General features: G+C 66.6%; 17 protein-coding genes. 9 read left to right on the top strand and 8 right to left on the bottom strand.

Features of this window, described 5'->3' with window-relative positions:
• Positions 1-14 precede the first annotated feature (14 nt).
• Positions 15-1,115 carry an NADH:flavin oxidoreductase/NADH oxidase gene (locus P0Y33_RS04810; protein WP_279529413.1) on the bottom strand — a complete coding sequence of 367 codons (1,101 nt, stop codon included), beginning with the start codon at positions 1,113-1,115 and terminating at the stop codon, positions 15-17.
• 147 nt (positions 1,116-1,262) lie between these two features.
• Here P0Y33_RS04810 and P0Y33_RS04815 point away from each other — a divergent pair, with 147 nt between their 5' ends.
• Together P0Y33_RS04815 and P0Y33_RS04820 are read left to right on the top strand one after the other, a co-directional pair.
• Positions 1,263-1,973: a DUF7504 family protein gene (locus tag P0Y33_RS04815; protein ID WP_279529414.1), complete on the top strand. Its 711-nt coding sequence runs from the start codon at positions 1,263-1,265 to the stop codon at positions 1,971-1,973.
• A 73-nt stretch (positions 1,974-2,046) separates the two neighbouring features.
• Positions 2,047-2,850 (top strand): hypothetical protein, encoded by an 804-nt coding sequence (locus P0Y33_RS04820; RefSeq protein WP_279529415.1) that lies wholly within the window; start codon positions 2,047-2,049, stop codon positions 2,848-2,850.
• A gap of 15 nt (positions 2,851-2,865) precedes the next feature.
• Here the strand turns inward: P0Y33_RS04820 and P0Y33_RS04825 are convergent, their stop codons facing one another.
• Together P0Y33_RS04825 and P0Y33_RS04830 are read right to left on the bottom strand one after the other, a co-directional pair.
• Positions 2,866-3,177: a hypothetical protein gene (locus tag P0Y33_RS04825; protein WP_279529416.1), complete on the bottom strand. Its 312-nt coding sequence runs from the start codon at positions 3,175-3,177 to the stop codon at positions 2,866-2,868.
• 42 nt (positions 3,178-3,219) lie between these two features.
• Complete coding sequence (locus P0Y33_RS04830; protein WP_279529417.1) at positions 3,220-3,987, bottom strand: carbon-nitrogen hydrolase family protein; 768 nt, start codon at positions 3,985-3,987, stop codon at positions 3,220-3,222.
• Between the two features lie 95 nt (positions 3,988-4,082).
• Here P0Y33_RS04830 and P0Y33_RS04835 point away from each other — a divergent pair, with 95 nt between their 5' ends.
• Positions 4,083-5,528: an aldehyde dehydrogenase family protein gene (locus P0Y33_RS04835; protein WP_279529418.1), complete on the top strand. Its 1,446-nt coding sequence runs from the start codon at positions 4,083-4,085 to the stop codon at positions 5,526-5,528.
• Between the two features lie 147 nt (positions 5,529-5,675).
• On the opposite strand, the gene P0Y33_RS04840 is transcribed toward P0Y33_RS04835, so the two are convergent.
• Positions 5,676-7,007, bottom strand: coding sequence for an MFS transporter (locus P0Y33_RS04840; protein WP_279529419.1), 1,332 nt, complete (start codon positions 7,005-7,007; stop codon positions 5,676-5,678).
• A gap of 39 nt (positions 7,008-7,046) precedes the next feature.
• Complete coding sequence (locus P0Y33_RS04845; protein WP_279529420.1) at positions 7,047-8,258, bottom strand: outer membrane protein assembly factor BamB family protein; 1,212 nt, start codon at positions 8,256-8,258, stop codon at positions 7,047-7,049.
• 130 nt (positions 8,259-8,388) lie between these two features.
• Between P0Y33_RS04845 and P0Y33_RS04850 the strand changes: the two genes are divergently transcribed.
• Positions 8,389-9,981, top strand: coding sequence for a uracil-xanthine permease family protein (locus P0Y33_RS04850; RefSeq protein WP_382268230.1), 1,593 nt, complete (start codon positions 8,389-8,391; stop codon positions 9,979-9,981).
• Here P0Y33_RS04850 and P0Y33_RS04855 read toward each other — a convergent pair whose 3' ends face one another.
• Positions 9,982-10,884 (bottom strand): ZIP family metal transporter, encoded by a 903-nt coding sequence (locus tag P0Y33_RS04855; RefSeq protein ID WP_279529421.1) that lies wholly within the window; start codon positions 10,882-10,884, stop codon positions 9,982-9,984.
• Between the two features lie 115 nt (positions 10,885-10,999).
• Between P0Y33_RS04855 and P0Y33_RS04860 the strand changes: the two genes are divergently transcribed.
• Both P0Y33_RS04860 and P0Y33_RS04865 read left to right on the top strand, forming a co-directional pair.
• On the top strand, positions 11,000-13,099 hold the full coding sequence (locus P0Y33_RS04860) for an acetate--CoA ligase family protein (RefSeq protein ID WP_279529422.1): 2,100 nt from the start codon (positions 11,000-11,002) through the stop codon (positions 13,097-13,099).
• The gene (locus P0Y33_RS04865; RefSeq protein ID WP_279529423.1) at positions 13,096-14,148 is read left to right on the top strand and encodes a phosphotransacetylase family protein; all 1,053 of its coding nucleotides are present in this window, start codon (positions 13,096-13,098) and stop codon (positions 14,146-14,148) included. The genes P0Y33_RS04860 and P0Y33_RS04865 overlap by 4 nt, the downstream gene beginning before the upstream one ends.
• Here the strand turns inward: P0Y33_RS04865 and P0Y33_RS04870 are convergent.
• Positions 14,140-15,225: a CNNM domain-containing protein gene (locus P0Y33_RS04870; RefSeq protein WP_279529424.1), complete on the bottom strand. Its 1,086-nt coding sequence runs from the start codon at positions 15,223-15,225 to the stop codon at positions 14,140-14,142. The two genes, P0Y33_RS04865 and P0Y33_RS04870, sit on opposite strands and share 9 nt — an antisense overlap.
• Positions 15,226-15,351: 126 nt before the next feature.
• On the opposite strand from P0Y33_RS04870, the gene P0Y33_RS04875 reads away from it, so the two are divergent.
• The 3 genes from P0Y33_RS04875 (at position 15,352) to P0Y33_RS04885 (ending at position 17,879) form a co-directional block, all read left to right on the top strand.
• Complete coding sequence (locus P0Y33_RS04875; RefSeq protein ID WP_279529425.1) at positions 15,352-16,266, top strand: DUF7544 domain-containing protein; 915 nt, start codon at positions 15,352-15,354, stop codon at positions 16,264-16,266.
• A gap of 358 nt (positions 16,267-16,624) precedes the next feature.
• Entirely contained in the window at positions 16,625-17,662 is a 1,038-nt protein-coding gene (locus P0Y33_RS04880; protein ID WP_279529426.1) for a tyrosine-type recombinase/integrase, read from the top strand.
• A 64-nt stretch (positions 17,663-17,726) separates the two neighbouring features.
• The gene (locus P0Y33_RS04885; protein ID WP_279529427.1) at positions 17,727-17,879 is read left to right on the top strand and encodes a hypothetical protein; all 153 of its coding nucleotides are present in this window, start codon (positions 17,727-17,729) and stop codon (positions 17,877-17,879) included.
• 184 nt (positions 17,880-18,063) lie between these two features.
• On the opposite strand, the gene P0Y33_RS04890 is transcribed toward P0Y33_RS04885, so the two are convergent.
• A complete protein-coding gene (locus tag P0Y33_RS04890) occupies positions 18,064-18,876 on the bottom strand; it encodes a DUF6065 family protein (RefSeq protein ID WP_279529428.1) in 813 nt (270 codons plus the stop codon).
• Positions 18,877-19,043 lie beyond the last annotated feature (167 nt).

Consider the following 19,043-nt stretch of genomic DNA (forward strand, 5'->3'; position numbering starts at 1 on the left):
GCGCGGCCGGCCCCTTAGCGGAACGCGCGGTGGTACTGAATCGGTTCCTCGTTGCGGTCGAGGGCGTCGAGTTCCTGGGCGGCGTGGAGGCCGAAGTAGGGGTCGCGGAGGAACTCGCGGCCGACGATGGCCAAATCCGCACGCTCGTTGCGGACGATGGCGTCGGCCTGCTCGGCGGTGGTGATGCCGCCGACGGTGCCGACCGCCACGTCGGTCTGGCGGTTCTCGCGGACGTGTTCGGCGAGTGCGAGTTGGTAGTTCGGGCCAACCCAGTCGGGCGAGGAGTCGGGGCTGATCCCCCCGGAGGAGACGTCGATGAGGTCCGCGCCGCACTCGTAGAGGTCGTCGGCGAGGCGGGCGGACTGCTCGACGGTCCAAGAGTCGCGGCCCTCCAGCCAGTCCGTCCCCGAGATACGGACGAACACGGGCTTCTCCTCGGGCCACACCTCGCGGACGGCCTCGGTGACCTCGCGGACGAGACGGGTGCGGTTCTCGAAGCTTCCCCCATATTCGTCGTCGCGGTCGTTCGTGACCGGCGAGAGGAACTCGTGGAGGAGGTAGCCGTGGGCCGCGTGGACTTCCGCGACCTCGAAGCCGGCGTCGAGGGCGTGCTCGGCGGCCGTGCGGAACGAGTCCACCACGTCCGCGATGTCCTCTTTCGTCATCACGCGGGTCTCCGGTGGTTCGCCCTCGTAGGGCCACGGCTTCTCGCTGGGCGCGACGACTTCCCACCCACCCTCGTCGGGGTGGACCGGTTCGCTACCCTCCCAGGGGCGGGACTTCGAGGCCTTCCGGCCGGCGTGTGCGAGTTGGATGCCGGGGACGGCACCCTGCGACTCGACGAAAGCGGTCGTGTCCGCGAGCGCCTCGGCGTGTTCCTCGGACCAGATGCCGAGGTCCTCGGGCGTGATGCGCCCGCGGGGTTCGACGGCCGTCGCCTCGGCCATCACGAGACCGGCGCCGCCGACGGCCCGCGACCCCAGGTGGACGTGGTGCCACGGCGTCGCGAGTCCGTCGCGCTCTTCGACGGAGTACTGGCACATCGGCGAGACCATCAGTCGGTTCGGAATCTCGGTCTCGCGGAGTTCGAGTGGAGTGAAGAGGTCGTCCGTCATCGGTCTCAGCTACCGGCGCCCGACAAAAATCACTGCCGGAGACGGGGTCGATTGCCCCATTCCGCCGACCCTCGGTGTCGGCCAATACACTTTATTTCACATCAAACCAGTACTTATTTAGTAGAAGAACCCATTGTTCTAGACACGATGCCAGCAGATACAGCCGAGGGGACAGGCGGCTACGCCGAGGAGACCGCCGAGGCGTTCTCGGACGCCCTCGACGACCTCAAAGCCCAGGGGAGCACGTTGCTCCTCCTCGGACCGGTGGGTGGCGACGCGATGTACGCCGGCTGTCGTCGCCTGCTCGGCGACGAACTCGTCGAGGACCGCCGTCGGCTCTTCGTCATGACCGACGGCCAGATCGAGCACCACCAGGGCGCCAAGGCGACCTGTAAGTACCAACCGCCCGCGGACGCCCACGCCATCAACTACCGGACGCAGGCCCGGAGCGTGGCGAGCGCGACGGCGACCGACCACACGGACATCCCCGCCGAGACGGTCGAAGGCGGTCTCGACGAATTATACGACCGCATCGAGGCGGCCGTCGAACGGCTCGACGACCGGGCCGACGGACTCGAACCGGGCGAACTCCGTCTCTGTCTCGACTCCGTCGACTCCCTGCTCGCCCACGAGAATGACGAAGACGTCTTCGAGTTCCTCGACCGCGTCGAGGCGCTCGTCGACCAGTACAACGGGATGGCCCACGTCCACCTGCCGCTGGACTTCGGGTCAGCCCCCGTCGACCAGTTCGCCGACGCCTTCGACGCTATCGTGGAGGTCGAGGCCGGCGACAACGCGTACCGGCAGCGCTGGCACCTGCAGGACCTCGGACTATCGACTGGCTGGCTCAAGCTATAGACTTGCCGCTACCCCCGGCTACTCCTTACACCCGCCCGAACCCTCGGGCATGAGTCTCTCTACTGACGAGATAATGGAACTCAGCCTCGACCTCGTCGGCTGGGACGAGGTCCCGGGCGACAGCACCGTCTACGTTCCCGGCGACGACGTCGAGACCGCGCTCGTCGGCATCGACCTCGAGAGCCCCGAGATCCAACTCGCCCACCGCGAGGGGTTCGACCTCGCATTAGCCCACCACCCCGCCGGTGGCTCCTCCCGCCTCGACTTCCCCGAGGTCCTCGACCGACAGGTCGAGTTCATGACTGAGCACGGCGTCCCCGAGGACGTCGCCGAGGACGCCGTCGCCGAACTCCGTGAAGACGCCGAGTACGGCGGCCACGCCGCGAACTATCGCCACGACCCAAGCGTCGCGGAGTTCCTCGAACAGCCGTACATGAACATCCACCTCGCGCCGGACGAACTCGGCCGTCGGGCGTTCGTCGACGTCGTCGACGACCTCGACGCGACCGACACCGTCGCCGACCTGAAGGAGGCGTTCGAGGACGCCTTCCCCGAAATCGAGGGGGCCGCCACCGACATCGAGACCCGCGTCGGTCGCGACGACAACGACCTCGGCCGCGTCGCAGTCCACCACGCCGCCGGGACGAACGGCGGCGCGGAGGTCGCCCGTGCCTACTTCGAGCACGGCGTCGACACCGTCATCTACATCCACGTGAACGCGAGCGACGCCCGGGAACTCCGCGAGGAGTTCGGCGACGAGAAGAACCTGGTCGTGACCGGTCACATCGCCAGCGACGCGGTCGGCATCAACGAACTCGTCGCGGAACTCGAAGCCCAGGGCGTCGAGTGTACGCGTATCTCGGGACTCTTCCCGTAGCGTCGCGTCGACTCGCTACTCTTCGCTCTCTTCTGCGTGTTCTGCCGCGGCTACCTCCCCTTCGTTGAGAGGGGGTTTCACCGCTTCTTCCTCCTCTTCTTCCTCCTCTTCTTCCTCTTCTTCGGCCTCCTCTTCCTCCTCGGCTTCTTCGGCCTCCGCATCTTCCTCGGCTTCCTTCCGTTCGAACTCGACGTCGCCCTCGACCTCGATTTCGAACTCGTCGGTCTCCAACTCGGCCTCGTAGGACTTGGCCTCGCTGACTTCGACTTCGAGTTCGACGTCGTCGACTTCGATCTCGATCTCGACTTCGAATTCTTCCTCGGACATACCCGTGGGGACGGACGGGGCGTGAAAAAACGGTGTGGCCGTTCACTCGACGACGCCCACGAACGCTCGCTGGGCGGCGACCGTCTCGGCGTCGAGTTCGGCGACGAGGTCGTCCTCGGCGCGATTCAGTCCACACTTCACGCTCCCGTCCGGTCGGACGACGCGTGACTTCCCGGCGTAGACCGTCGAGCGGGCGTCGGGGACGTCGCGGCGGCCGGTACGCCCGGCGGCGACGACCCAGCGGACACCGTCGAGTGCGCGGGCACGCACGAGTAACTCCCAGTTGTCCGAGTGGGCCGCGGGCCACGCACCGACGATGAACAACGCGTCGACGCGTTCGCGAGTGAAGTGGGCGCTCTCGGCGACGAAGTTCAGGTCGTAGCAGGTCACGATACCCGCCTGGCCGACCGGCGTCTCGACGACGACGGCCTCCTCGCCGGGTTCGAGGACCTCGGACTCGCCGCCCCAGAGGTGGCGCTTGCGGTAGAACGTCCGCTCGCCGTCGGGGGTGACGTAGATGGCGACGTTGTAGCAGGCCGCGTCTGCCCGCTCTACCGCGCCGACGAGCAACGCACAGTCGTAGGCGCTCGCGAGGTCTTCGAGACGGTCGAACACGCGGTGGTCGCGCGGGAGGGCCACGTCCACGACGCGCTCGTCCGCGACGAACCCGGTGAGCGTGTACTCCGGGAAGACGGCGACGTCCACCGTGTCGGGGAGGCCGGCGAGGCGCTCGCTCACGGCCGCGAGGTTGGTCTCGACGTCGAGGTCGGCGGGAGCGAACTGACAGGCCGCGACGGTCGCTGTCGTCATGGTGGTCGCTGGAACGGGTTCGCTCTTCAACACCCCACATACAACTTTTTCCGAAAGTGAGTAAATACTTTATCGGAGGCCACCTAGATACACCTATGGGACAGGAATCCATCCATCGCCGCGAGCGACTCTACATCGACGGCGAGTGGAGCGAGGGAGCGGACGTCATCGAGGTGACGGACTTAGCGGACGGGGGGTCGTTCGCCGAGGTCGCCGCCGCCGACACCGGGCAGGCCGAACGCGCGCTGGCCGCCGCCGAGCGCGTCAAACCCGCCATGCGCGAGACCACTATTCCCCAGCGCGTCGAGTGGCTCCAGAACATCGCCGACGGCCTCGAAGACCGTAAAGAAGAACTCGCCGAGGTCATCGTCCGCGAGGCCGGCAAGCCCATCTCCTCGGCCCGTGGCGAGGTCGACTCGGCCGCCGAGCGCTTCCGCCGCGCCGTCGAAGAAGTCCGCGCCCTCAAGGGCGAGTACAGGGAAGGCACGACCGACGGCCACGAGGGCTGGCGCGCCATCGTCAAACACGAACCCATCGGCGCCGCCCTCTGTATCACTCCCTACAACTACCCACTCGCCACGACCGCACTCCAGGTCGCCCCCGCTCTCGCCGCGGGCAACGCGGTCATCCTCAAACCCGCCAGCAAGACGCCCATCTCGGCGGCCATCCTCACCGAAATCGTCGAGGAGGCCGGCGTCCCCGCGGGCGCGTTCAACTTTGTCCCGGGGCAGGCGTCGGTCATCGGCGACAAACTCTCGGGCGACGACCGCATCAACGCCATCGCGATGACTGGCTCCTCGGGCGCCGGCAAACACGTCGCCAAGGAGTCCGGGATGGTCAACCTCCACATGGAACTCGGCGGGAACGCCCCCGCCGTCGTCTTCGAGGACGCAGACCTCGACGAGGCCGTGAGCGCGGCCGCGAAGGGCTCGGTCAAGTACGCGGGCCAGCGCTGTTCGGCCATCTCCCGCGTGGTCGTCCAGGAGTCGCTGCACGACGAACTCGTCGAGCAGTTGGACGCGGAACTCGACGCGTGGACGGTCGGTGACCTCTTCGAAGAGGAGACAGACTTGGGGCCGGTCATCTCCGAAGACCAGGCCGAGTGGATCCAGACGCTCGTCGACGACGCGGTCGAGAAAGGTGCGGACCTGAAGCGCGGCGGCGAGTATTACGAGGCGAAAGACGGCGTGTTCGTCTACGAACCGACGCTCCTCGCGAACGTCCCCCACGACGCTCGCATCGTCCACGAAGAGCAGTTCGGTCCGGTCGCTGCGGTCACGACCTTCGACAGCGAGGAAGACGCCCTCGAACTGGTCAACGAGTCGGACCTCGCACTCGACGGGTCGGTGTTCACGAAGGATTACGACCGCGCGCTGCGGGTCGCCGAACGTATCGACGCGGGTGCCGTCCGCATCAACGGCGCACCTTCTCACGGTCTCGGCGACATCCCCTTCGGCGGCAACAAGGACTCCGGTATCGGCCGCGAGGGCCTCCACGAAACCATCCAGGACTTCCTCCGCAAGAAGTCCATCGTCCTCTAAACGACTACTCACTCCCTCTCTCCTCGACGAACCTTTTTGTCGGATAGCGCGGCCACACTCGGTATTCTGTAACGACTGCCCACGGGCCGCGCGGTTGCGCGACACGCACCCTGCGGAGCCGGGGGCCGTGTGTGTCGCCTGTCCGCCTTACACCGAATTCTCGCCCATCTCGGCGTCCGTCGCGTGCCCGCCGCTCTCGCGGTACTCCGCCAGCGCCAGCGCTCCGCCGACCAGGACGAGACCGCCGGCGACGCCGAAGGCCGCGCGGTAGCTCACCGAGCCCGCGAGCCACCCACCGAGGAGGCTCCCGACGCCGGTCGCGACGCCGCCGAGAGCGCTGTAGGCCCCGAGCGCGTCGCCCCGGATCGCCGGCGGAGCGAGGCGAGTCACGATGGTCGTCGCGGTGACGGCGACGAACGCCCAGGTCAGCCCGACGAGCGCGAACACCGGCAGGAGCACCGCGAACGGGTCGAGCGCGAGCAGCGTAACGAACCCGACGGCCGGGAAGAGGACGACCCGAACTCCGAGCGCGCCGAGCTGGACGCGGTGGGGGCCTCGCGTCGCCGAGAGTCGACCCGCCCAGCCGTAGCCGACGGCCGAGAGCGCACTCGACACGAGGAAGAGCACGAACACGCCGTCCGACCCGATCGAGAGCGGTCCGGTGAGGAAGACCGTGATCGGGCCGAAGAAGACCGCGAACCCGGTGAACGCGAAGAACACTGCCGCGAGGTACGCCGCGAGTTCGGGCGAGAGTCGCTTCGCGAACGCGCGCGGATCGAGTCGACGGATCGCCCAGAATGACCGCAGGCCGGCGAAGGGCGTGATTCGGAAGGCCCGTCCGGACCCACGGATGAGTCGTTCGACGGTCTCGGTCGAGCGGCCGAACCGGGCCATCGTGACGTCCGGTCGTCCGGGGAGCCACCGCCACGCGAGGACAGTCGCGACGCCCGTCGTTCCCGCCGAGAGGAAGAAGAACCACTGCTGGGCGGTCTGGGCGTCGACGAGGCGCCCGCCGACGAGCGCGCTCCACCCCGCACCGGCGAGTAGGCCGATGAGCCAGCCGTAGCCCTGTTGCTGGTTGAGAAATCCGATGCGTCCGTCCCATCCGGCCTCGGGGACCCCGCTGACGACCAAGAGTGTCAGGACGGGCGCCGCGGCCGCGCTGGCGAAGATGAGCAACGCGTTCGCCAGGACGACGTACCAGACGTTCTCGACGAGTGGGAGTACGCCGAAGGCGAGCGCCGACGCACCGAGACTCAGGAGGACGAACGGGCGGTACCGACCGGTCTTCGTCGCGAGCCGCCCCCAGAGGAGCGCACTCGGGACGCCCGCGAACGCGCCCGTCGCGGCGATGAGACCGACGACGAACGGGCCGGCACCGAGCGAGATGGCGTAGAGCGGGACGAGAATCGAGGCGGCGCCGACCGCGGCGTAGCCGGCGCTCCACGCGTAGAGCCACCGGTCCGAACTCTGTGACACACCGAGACGTCGAACGGTTCCGTCAAAGCCGTTTCGTCCCTAGGCGACGAGGGCGTAGAGCGTGCCGGTGCCGAGCGCGAGGTAGACCGCACCCCGCCCGAGGGCCAGTCCGCGGGCGTGTGGGTGGTCCGTGTCGACGGTGGGGTCGAAGGTCCAGCGTGTGTCACCGTTGGCCGCGTCGAAGACGTGGAGTGCCCCCTCGACCCAGGCGGCGAAGACGGCCGAATTGGCCGCCGTGTCGTGCGGTTCGCGCTCGAACTCGTGAGACCAGACGACCGCCCCGTCGTCGGCGTCGAGGGCGGTGAGAGTCTTTCCGCCGACGTACACTCTCCCGTCCGCGACGACGGGACTCGCGACAGTGGGGACGGATTGCTCCCATTGTACTTCACCTGTCGCCGAGTCGAGTGCGAGTACGGTTCCGTCCCCGGTCACCGCGTAGAGGGTGTCGCCGACGAGCGTGGCCCCGGAGACCGACTTCGACCACCGCTCGGCCCCGTCGGATAGCCCGAGCGCGTGGAGCGTCCCACGCCAGGACGCGAACGCGAGGTCGCCGCGGACGCCGACGAACTCGACGTAGATCCCCTCGACTGACTTCGACCACCGCTCGGCCCCGTCGGGGTCGAACGCGACGAAGTTCTGGGGATAACTCGCGAACAGCGTCTCGCCGGCGACGGTGAGTTCGGGGTCGCCGACCGGCGTCGACCACAGTCGGTCGCCGCCCGTCGAGAGGCCGTAGAGGGTCTCGCCGTCCGACTGGAGGTAGTCGTCGTGGGTCGCGACGAAGACGCGCTCGGAGCCGACCGCGGGTGCAGAGAGCATCCCCGTGCCGTCGCGGGCGAACGACCACAGTTCGTTTCCGTCGTCCAGGGCGTGGAGGGCGAAGTCGTTCCCCGAAGGACTGGCGAAGTAGCCGGTCGTGGCGTACACCCGGTCGTCGACGACGAGCGACTGGACGCGTCGGTCGGAGGTGTAGCGCCAGCGCTCGGTGCCGTCCGGGTCGAGCGCGTAGACGGCGTCGCTCCCGAAGTAGATGCGGCCGTCGCGGACGACGAGGGCGGCGGGTTCGGTCCCAGTTTCGAGCGTCCACCGTGGCTCACCCGGTTTGGCCGGGGTGGTCGTCTGCGTCGAGGTCGTCTGCGAGGTCGTGGTGGTGGCAGCAGGCGTCGTCCCGCCGTCGGCGCCGATGCACCCGGCGCTGGCGGCGAGACCCGAACTGAGTGCGGTGAGGAGGGCGCGGCGAGTGCGGGGCATACGCGAGTCCTCAGTCGGCGTCGGCAAGTGCCTTCGGGTGGTCGTCCGTGCACATCCGTCCCGTACAGCTAGTCGAAGACAGCATCTTTATGCTCGCGTTCCCCCACCCACGAGACAGTCGTAGTACACCATGTCTGGAGACACCGGAGAGACACCACCGGAAGGGATGGCGGGGGAACCGGGGACCGAGAGCCCCGAGGCGTCGTTCGTCGAGTACGGTATCGAGGACGAACCGCCGCTGGGGGAGTCGCTCCTCCTCGGCGCCCAACACTACCTGACGATGATCGGGGCCAACATCGCCGTCCCGCTCATCCTCGCGGGGGCGATGGGGATGCCGCCCGACGTGACCGCGGAGTTCGTCGGGACGTTCTTCGTCGTCTCGGGCGTCGCGACGCTCGCACAGACCACGCTCGGCAACCGCTACCCCATCGTACAGGGCGCGTCGTTCTCCATCATGGCGCCCGCGTTGGCCGTCATCGCGGTCATCGGCACCCAGCCGACACCCGAGGGGATGGCCCAGTGGGAGTACATGATTCGCCAACTGCAGGGTGCGGTCATCGTCGCGGCCGCCGCCGAGATGGTCATCGGCTACTTCGGCCTCGTTGGACGGCTCAAACGCTATCTCTCGCCGGTCGTCATCGCGCCGACCATCGCGCTCATCGGCCTCGCGCTGTTCAACGTTCCCCAGATCGTCGCGGCCGACCAGAACTGGTACATCCTCGGGCTGACCGTCTTCCTCATCGTCCTCTTCTCGCAGTACCTCCCGACCTACAGCCGAGCGTTCCGGCTCTACCCGGTCCTCATCGGCGTCGTCGTCGCGTGGGGCGTCGCCGCCGTCCTGACGTGGACCGGCGTCCTCCCGCCGTCGGACCCCGGTGCCGTCGACTTCTCCCTGGTCGGTTCGGCTGGCCTGCTCGCCTTCGACACCGTCGTTCCGATGCCGTTCCAGTGGGGGATGCCGCTGTTCACGCCGGCCTACACCATCGGGATCTTCGCGGGGTTCGTCGCCTCCGTGTTCGAGAGTTTCGGCGACTACCACGCCGTCGCTCGCATCGCCGGCGTCGGCGCTCCCTCGCGCAAGCGCATCGACCACGGCATCGGCATGGAGGGACTTATGTCCATCTTCGCCGGCGTCATGGGCACGGGGAACGGCTGTACCTCCTACTCCGAGAACATCGGCGCCATCGGTCTCACGGGCGTCGCCTCGCGCTACGTCGTCCAGATCGGTGCCGCCCTGATGCTGGTCGTCGGCGTCGTCGGCTACTTCGGGGCGCTCGTTGCCTCCATCCCGTCGGCCGTCGTCGGCGGTCTCTTCGTCGCCATGTTCGGGCAGATCGCTGCGGTCGGCCTCGCGAACCTGAAATACGTCGACCTCGACTCCTCGCGGAACATCTTCGTCCTCGGCTTCTCGCTGTTCGTCGGGTTGGCGGTGCCGCGATACATGAGTAACGTCGCCGCCGCCGCACCGAAGGGCGTGGCACCGGCCGCCTACTTCCAGCAGGGTCTCGCCCAGGTACCGGTGTTCGGCCCGGTCCTCGGCACGGACGTCGTCGCGCAGACCATCTACGTCGTCGGCGGCGTCGGCATGGCCGTCGGCGCGCTCGCCGCGTTCGTCCTCGACAACACGATTCCGGGGACCGACGAGGAGCGCGGTCTCACGCAGTGGGGCGAACTCGCCGAAGAAGAGGGGGAGTTCGAGACACCCCTCGAACGCTTCGAGTAGTTAGACGAAGAGTAGCGGCGCCATCACGGCGACGCCAGCGAGGACGCCGGCGAGAAGTTCGAACTTCCCGCCGTTCGGCAGGTGTTTTCCTTCTTCGAGGGCTTCCGGGACGAACTCGGTCAGGACAAGGTAGATCATCGCCCCAGCCGCGAAGCCGAACCCGAAGGGGAGGAACTGCTGTGCCCAACGGACGAAGACGAACGCGATGACCGCGCCGATTGGCTGGGGGAGCGAAGAGAAGATAGCCGCGCCGACCATCCGCCACTTGCTCATCCCGAGGTTCTTCAGCGGGATGGAGATGGCCAACCCTTCGGGGATGTTGTGGACGGAGATGGAGACAGTCATCATCACCGCCAGGACCGGCACCACGAAGCCGAGGACGGCGACGCCGCCCTCCAGGCCCATCTCGGCGAAGGAGACGCCGACGGCCACGCCCTCGGGGAACGAGTGGACCGTGAGGACGCCGAGGATGAGGACGAGTTTCTTCAGGTCTCCCTCAGCGATGGCCTCGGCGGGGACGTGTTCGTGCTCGTGGCCGTGTTTGTGGTCGCCGCCGTCAGTGTGTGTCTCCGCGTGGTCGTGGCTCTGCTCGTCGGGGACGTGGTCGTGCCCACCGACGTCGACCCGGTCGAGCACCCGGTCGGAGACGACGACCAGGACGACACCGACGACGACGCCGACGCCGAGGAGGATTGGGAGACCCGTGCTCTCGGCCAGTCCCTCGTTCAGGAGGCCGAAGAAGGAGGCGGCGAGCATGATGCCCGACGCCAATCCCCAGAGTGCGACCGTCCACCGCTCGGAGACGTCGTCGACGACGAAGAAGGGGATCGCGCCGAGTCCCGTCGCGAGGCAGGTGAGGAGCCCAGCGACGAAGACGAAGCCGAGTTCCGCGAGAAAGCTCATACGTGTCTGTTCTGCGTATGGCTGCATGAAGCCTTTGCCGAACGCGGACGTGTCGGTACCGGCGTGTGAGACACGCCCCACGCCTTTTTCCCGGTGCCGGCCGTCGCTTCCGACGATGACGCAAGGCATCCGGGGGCTGTTCGCCCCCGAGCGGATCGCGGTCGTCGGCGCGACGGAACGCGAGGGATCCGTCGGCCGGGCCATCTGGCAAAATCTCGACGGGTTCGACGGCGAGGTGGTCCCGGTCAACCCGAGACGCGAGACGGTGTTCGGCGAATCGTGTTTCCCCACCCTCGCCGACGTCCCCCACGATATCGACCTCGTGGTGGTCGTCGTCCCGCCCGAGTCGGCCGTCGACGTGGTCCGCGAGGCCGGCGAACGCGGCGTCGAGAACGCGGTGGTCGTCACCGCCGGGTTCGGCGAGGCCGGGAGCGAAGGCGCCGCCCGCGAGCGCGACCTCCAGCAGGTCGCCGAGGAGTACGGCGTCAACCTCGTCGGGCCGAACAGTCTCGGTATCCTGAGTACGCCCCGAAATCTGAACGCCACGTTCGGGCCGGGCGGTGCGCTCCCGGGGACGCTCTCGTTCATGAGCCAGTCCGGGGCGTTCATCACCGCCGTCCTTGACTGGGCGAACGACCAGGGGATCGGCTTCAAAGACGTCGTCTCGCTCGGTAACAAGGCCGTGATGGACGAGACGGACTTCGTCGACTTCTGGGGCGAGGACGACCACACCGGGGTCGTCCTCGGCTACCTCGAAGGCATCGAGGACGGCCGCGAGTTCATCGAGACGGCCCGCGAGACCACCCGTGAGACGCCCATCGTCCTCGTGAAGTCCGGGCGCACCGAGGCCGGCGCACAGGCCGCCTCCTCGCACACGGGTACGCTCGCTGGCTCCGAGGAGGCGTACGAGGCCGGACTCGACCAGGCGGGCGTCCTCCGCGCGGAGAACGTTCAAGAGTTGTTCGACTTCGCGCGTGTCCTCGACGGCCAACCCCTCCCGGACGGCGACTCGGTGGCCGTCGTGACCAACGCGGGCGGCCCGGGCGTGATGGCGACCGACGCCGTCGGGGACTCCCGACTCTCGATGGCGTCGTTCGGCGACGAGACCATCGACGCGCTTCGCGAGTCGCTGCCGGGCGGCGCAAACGTCTACAATCCCGTCGACACCATCGGCGACGCCGATGTCGAGCGTTTCCGGACCGCGGTCGACGCCGCCCTCGCCGACGAGAACGTCGACGCCGCCGTCGTCATCTCCGCTCCCACAGCCGTCCTCGACTACGCCGAACTCGCCGAGGCCGTCGTCGCTTGCCAGCGCGAGCACGGCAAGCCTATGGTCGCCTGTCTGATGGGCGGCGAGCGCGCCACTGACGCGGGTCGCGTCCTCCGCGAGGGCGGCGTCCCCAACTACTTCGACCCGGCGCGGGCCGTCCGGAGCCTCGACGCGCTCGCCCGCCAGCGTGAGATCACCGAGCGGGAGTACGGCACGCCGCCGAATTTCGACGTGGACCGCGAGCGCGCCCGCGACGTGCTCGAACAGGTCCAGGAGCGCGGCGAGAACCGACTCGGCGTGGAGGCGATGGACCTCCTCGACGCCTACGGCATCCCCACGCCGAAGAGCGAGATCGTCGATACGCCCGAAGACGCCGTCAACGCCGCTCAGGACATCGAGGGCGACGTCGTGATGAAGATCGTCAGCCCGGACATTCTCCACAAATCCGACATCGGCGGCGTGAAGGTGGGCGTCTCGCCCGAGGAGGTGTACGACGCCTTCGAGGACCTCGTCACCCGTGCGCGCAACTACCAACCGGACGCGACCATCCTCGGCGTCCAGGTTCAGGAGCAGGTCGACCTCGACGCGGGGACCGAGACCATCCTCGGGGTGAACCGCGACCCGCAGTTCGGCCCGCTGTTGATGTTCGGTCTCGGTGGCATCTTCGTGGAGGTGATGGAGGACACCACTTTCCGCGTCGCACCCGTCACCGACCGCGAGGCCACGGAGATGCTCGACGAGATCCAGGCCGCGCCGCTCCTCCGCGGTGCACGCGGCCGCCCGTCCGCCGACCGCGAGAGCGTCGCCGAGACCATCCAGCGCCTCTCGCAACTCGTGACCGACTTCCCGGCCATCCTCGAACTCGACGTGAATCCGCTCGTGGCCACGCCTGACGGCGTCCAGGCCATCGACGTCCGACTCACGGTCGACCCCGACGAACTATGACGACTAGACTTATCGCCTCGACCGAAGAGAGCACCGGCAAGACGGCGGTTTCGCTCGCGCTCGCGACCATCGCGGCCGACCGCGGCGACACCGTCGGCTACATGAAACCGAAGGGCACCCGCCTCCAGAGCAACGTGGGCAAGACTCTCGACACCGACCCGCTGTTGGCTCGTGACGTCCTCGGACTCGATGCCGAGACACACGAACTCGAACCCATCGTCTACTCCCCGACGTTCGTCGACGGCGTCGTTCGCGGGCGAGAGAACGCCGCCGACCTGCGCGAGCGGGTTCGCGAGGCGTTCGAAGCCATCAGCGAGGACACGTCATTCGTCGCCGTCGAGGGGGCCGACACCATCTCGACCGGGGCGGCCGTCGACCTCACCGACCCCGAGGTGGCCGACCTGCTCGACGCGAGCGTCGTCCTCGTCTCCCGGTTCGACGAGTCACGCGACGTCGACGCGGTCCTCGACGCCGCCGACCGGTTCGGTGAGCGCCTCGACGGCATCGTCTTCAACGCCGTCCCCGACGCCCAGTACGACCGTGTCGACGGCGAGGTAGCGTCCTTCCTGGAGTCGAAGGGCGTGCCCGTCCTCGGGAGCATCCCCCGCGTCCAGGACCTCGCGGGCGTGTCCGTCGCCGACCTCGCCGACGAACTCGGAGCACGTATGCTCACCGACGCCGACACGTCGGCCTACGTCGAGCGGTTCGTCGTCGGAGCCATGAGCGGCGAGGCCGCGCTCAGCCACTTCCGCCGGACGAAGGACGCCGCCGTCGTCACCGGCGGCGACCGCACCGACGTCCAGACCGCGGCCCTCGACGCCCCGGGCGTGAACTGTCTGGTCCTGACCGGCGGCCACGAACCACCGGGCGCGGTCCTCGGAAAGGCTGAAGAACGTGGCGTCCCGGTTCTCGTCGTCACGACGGACACCCTCACGACGATCGAACGCGGCGAGGAGCTCGTCCGTGGTGGGCGCGTCCGCGACGCCGAGACAGTCAAGACGATGCGCGACCTCCTCGAACGACACACCGACCTCGACGCGCTACTCTGAGGGATCGGTCCCGCCGAGTTCCGCCTCGGTGGGGTCGCCCGGTTGCTCGACCGGATCGCCGAACTCGCCCGTTATCTCCTCGAAGGTGTCCGTCGGGGTGACGAGCCCGACCACCTCCCCGTCGTCGACGACGAAGGCGAGTTCCTGCTGGCGCGCCTGGAAGGCGTCGATGACGCTCGCCACCGCGGCGTCGCCGCCGACCGTCATCGGTTCAAAGGCGACGTCTTCGAGACTCTTCTCGCCCGATCGGAGGGCGTCGATCTCACGGAGGACGACCGGCGTGTAGACGATTCCCCGGAAGTCTTCGAGGTCGTCGCCGACGAGCGGGAAGCGGACGTGGGGGTGTTCGGCCATCGTCGCGAGGTTCTCCTCGAACGGAGCGTGTGCCGAGAGCGTGACGATGTCCTCGGGAGGGATGGCGATTTCTCGGACCGGTTCGGTCCCGATTTCGAGTGCACCGAGGACTTCCTCTTGGCGCTCCTCGGGGAGGACGTCGCTCGAGAGGATGGCACCGATCTCCCGGCGGAGTTCGGCCCGCGAAGAGACAGCCTCCCCGTCGCCTTCTTCGGTCCACGCGCGAGTCATCTCGACGCCGGCCGCCGCGAGGACCGACTTCGCGAGCCAGTCGGCCGCGCGGATGAACGGGTACATCGCCCTCGTCCACCAGTAGAGTCCGCCGGCGCAGTAGCGTGCGACCGTGATCGTCCGCTCGACGCCGAGGTAGGTCGGAATCTGCTCGCCGACGACGATGTGGAAGAAGTTGATGACGACGAGCGCAAGAATTGCGGAGAGCGCGTGCGAGAGGAGACCGCCGACGCCGAAGAGGGACGCGACGGCGGGTTCGGCGACAACACCGAGTGAGATGCTGGCGACGGTGATGCCGACCTGACACCCCGAGAGGTAGACCTCCAGTTCCTCGGTCATCTCCCACGCGCGGTGGAGGTCACCCTCGTCGAACTCGGACTCGGGGAACTGTCGGACGCGGGTGAGGGCGAACTCCGTCACGACGAAGAAGCCGTTCATCCCCAACAACAGGACCCCACCGACCAGTCGCACCACCAACTCGACCGTATTCATCGTACGCCTCTGGGAGACGCGGTCTGTTAAACGGACGGGCCAGACCGACGCGAGGAGGCGCGTGGTCGACCGGTCGTCGGCCCGCGGCCACCACCCTTTATCTGCGACCCACCGGAAGGCGGGTGTATGTCGTGGTACGCCGTCGACGCCCTCGAAGGTGCGTTCGACGAGTCGAAGTCGTTGCTCCAGCCGTTCGAGGCGGGGGTGTGGCTCCGACTCGCCGTCGTCGTCCTGTTCACCGGCGGCTCCTCGGTGGGGCGGAGTCCGACGATGGTCGTCGACAACGTCCCGCTCGGTGCGCTCGACCCGTCTATCGTCCCGCTCCGACTCGGCGTCCTCCTCGCGCTCGGGACGGCGTTCGTCGTCCTGTTCGGCGTGGTCGGCGCCGTCTTCGAGTTCGTCTTCGTCGACGGACTCCGGATGGGCGAGGTTCGATTGGCCGCCCCGTTCGGTCGCTCCCTCGGGGCGGGCGTCCGACTGTTCGGCTTCCGACTCTGTCTTGGGTTAGCTGTCGCGCTCCCACTGGCGGCCGTCGCGGGCGTCGCGCTCACGACGCTCCAGCAGCGCGCACTCGTCCCGCTGTTCTGGCTCGTCTTCCTCCTCCCGGTCCTCGGCCTCCTCCTGCTCGCGGCGCTCGTCGTGAGCGCGTTCACGACCGGTTTCGTCGTCCCGCTGATGGCTGACCGCGATATCGGTGTCCTCGACGGCTGGCGGACGTTCTGGCCCGCACTCACCGACCAGTGGCGCGAGTTCGCCGTCTACGCGCTCGTTCGACTCGCACTCTCCGTCGTCGCCGCACTCGCTGCGAGCATCGTCGCCGGCGCGTTCCTCGCGCCTATCGCGCTCCTCGCCGGCGTGAGCCTGTTCGGGCCGGGCGTCGGCACTGCCGGTCTCGTCGTGGCGCTCGCCATCGGCGTCGTCCTCGCACTCGTCGTTCTAATCGCAGTCCGCGTCCCCATCGGGGTCTACATGCGCTACCACTCGCTGCTTGTCCTCGACGCCGCACCCGTCGACTTCGACCTAGAGAAACGCGTCAGCTAACTCGTTTTCCCCTCGCCAGCGTTCGCGTCACGTCAGGAATCCACGACTAAAGCGTGAGTTTCCTCCTTGAACTCGTATAATGCTGTCGCTGAGAAGTTTAGTTGAGGTAAGCGGAAGGGAGCAAGAGCTTCCGATTTACTTTTATACAGAATGGGGCCGGAGGGATTTGAACCCCCGCCGCTCGCGGCCTAACGAGGCCGCTCGCGGGTTCAACCTCCCTCAACCCTGACGGGTTTCGGTCGGCCCTCCGTCCCCACACCAACGTCCTTCGGACGCTGGTGTTGGGCCGTCGAGACTGATATCACCTATCGGCCTCGGACGACCCAGCCAGCGGACGGGTGAACGGAGACACCGAACAATGAAACCCATCTCCGAACGCGACCCGTCAGAAGAACTGTCACCCAGAGCCGCACGGCGTCAGTTTTTGAACGTCAAACAGAAGAACGTTAAGCCGTCCTCCTACCGGGCCTACAAGTACCCCACCAAACACCTCGTCCAATTCTGCGAGAACCAAGGCATCGAAGCGGTCGGTGAAATCAACTCCTACGTGATGGAGACGTGGGTGCAGAAGCGGGAGTCCGAGGATATCTCCCCGGCAACGGCCCACCAGTCCGTCAAACTCGCCCGTGTGTTCATCAAATGGTGCGAGAACGCCGGTCTCATCGAGCCGGGTGTCTACGACCGAACCCGCGTCCCGAACGTGGACGAGTCCGATATGGTCAGTTACGAGACCGTCCCGGCTCACCGGGCTAACCAAATCCTCGACTACCTCTCCACCTACGAATACGGCACCCGACAGCACGTTCTGTTCCGGCTGATGTGGGACACCGCCTGCCGGGCCTCCGGGGCTGTCAGCCTCGACCTCGAAGACCTCCACCGGGACGAAGAGGGAGACCCCGCGCTCGACTTCGTAGACCGGAAGGAGAAGGGGACTTCCCTGAAAAACAAGGAGAAGAGCGAGCGGCGAATCCAACTGACGGAGTCGCTGTACGACCTGCTCCACGAGTATATCAATCTGCGTCGCCACGACGTGACTGACGAATACGGCAGGAAGCCGCTCTTCACAACGGAACACGGTCGGCTCACCCGCCAGCGGGCCTACAAGAACGCGGTCGCCTACACGCGGCCCTGCGTCTACACCGGGGAGTGTCCCGCTGGGAAGGATATCGAGACCTGCGAGTTCACGAAGAAGAAGCGGGCTATGTCCTGCCCGGAGAATACGTCGCTCCACCCTATCCGGCGTGGTTCTATCACCCACCACATCAACAAGGGCATCCCGAAGGAGATTATATCAGAGCGCGTAGATGTATCTGTTGAGGTATTGGAAAAGCACTACGACGCCCGGACGAAGGAGGACGCGCTGAAAAGGAGGAAAGAATACCGAGACCTGCTGTAATCCAGAAGGCCCCTTCCATAACCTATCTGAAAGGTATAAGATAGCGGGTCTCGTGTAGAACAGTATGGCGCTCAAGCCTTCCCCGATGCAGGCCGTGTTGGTTCAGGAAGCCGTGGTCGAGTCCATCAAGGACGGCGACCTCGGCCAGCACGAAGAAGAGTTGATGCAGGATTTCTGTAACGATATCGACCTCTACCTCGTCGGCGTCAGCATCTAAAATAGAACCGTCGTAGCGCCTGTTTTCGAGGGATAGAAGCCGTGTAGGTGCCCCCGCTCAGAACGCAATCTGGGGCGTCTGAGGGGATTCTGGTATCGGGATGTATCGCCTTCGGGGTCGCGCTGGAAGCCCACCACGGGCCTCCTGTGGCGTGACAAATCGTGAAGAATAGGCTATTTTCTGGTTACTCGTCCGAGTCGGGGTCGAAGGGCACATTTCGAGTTCCCTTCTTGTGAACCCAGAGGTCTTCCCGGTAGTGAGACTCGTTCACACCGAGCCGCCGCTGGGTCTTAATCTGATACTCGTGTTCCTCGTCGGTCATCGGTCGAGCGAGACCATCGGTGATGAAGGCGTCGCGTCGGAACGGGATGACCTGAACGAGCGGCGTCCCTGCCTCGATGATTCCCTCGAAGTCTCCACCCGTCCACATAAACGGCGCGTTGATGAAGTTGAAGTAGCGGTCGGCATCCACGACACCGGAGAAGGTCTCGAAGCGTTCCTCGATGCGGTTGAACGGCGAGGTAATCAACAGAGAGTAACCGTCAGGGACGTTGATGCACCAGTAGTTGTGCCACTTTAGGATGGGCCACTCGTGTCGGGGGAACATCTCTTCCCCGACCTGAGCCATACTGTGTGAACTGACCATATCGAGGTCGAAGTCCCATTTGTATTCAACGTAGCCGTCCTGTGCCCGGAACTCCACGTCCGCCGCGAGCGGGAGAATCCAGCCCATCGTCATCGCTTCCATAAACGGAGCGCACCGCTTGACGGTGGAAGTGCCGATGCTCTTCTGGTCGTTCCCGCCACGAGTGAACTGCTGGAGGTTCTTGTACCAGTCCGGCATCACCTTGTTCGCCGGAATCGGCTCGGGGAGAACCCCATAGTCGTCTTCTCGGCAAACGAACTCAACGATGGAACCTTCGGTGTCGTCGTTCTCTAACTTCTTGTACCCCGAGAGGTCGCTGACCTTCTCGGTGAAACTGCTTAGGTCTAACATTTTGGGTCTGGTTGGTGTGGTCGAATCGCGTTGCCACTCGGGGGTAGTTCCCCCATCTACACTACGTCAGGTACTAAAAGGGTGTCGCTCAGCGGGGTGTAGAAGGGGTCTTACCCGCAGGCAGACCACCCGCAGTCGAGACAAACCGGACAGCCACCGATGGGCTG

Source organism: Halospeciosus flavus (assembly GCF_029814175.1).
GTDB lineage: Archaea > Halobacteriota > Halobacteria > Halobacteriales > Halobacteriaceae > Halospeciosus > Halospeciosus flavus.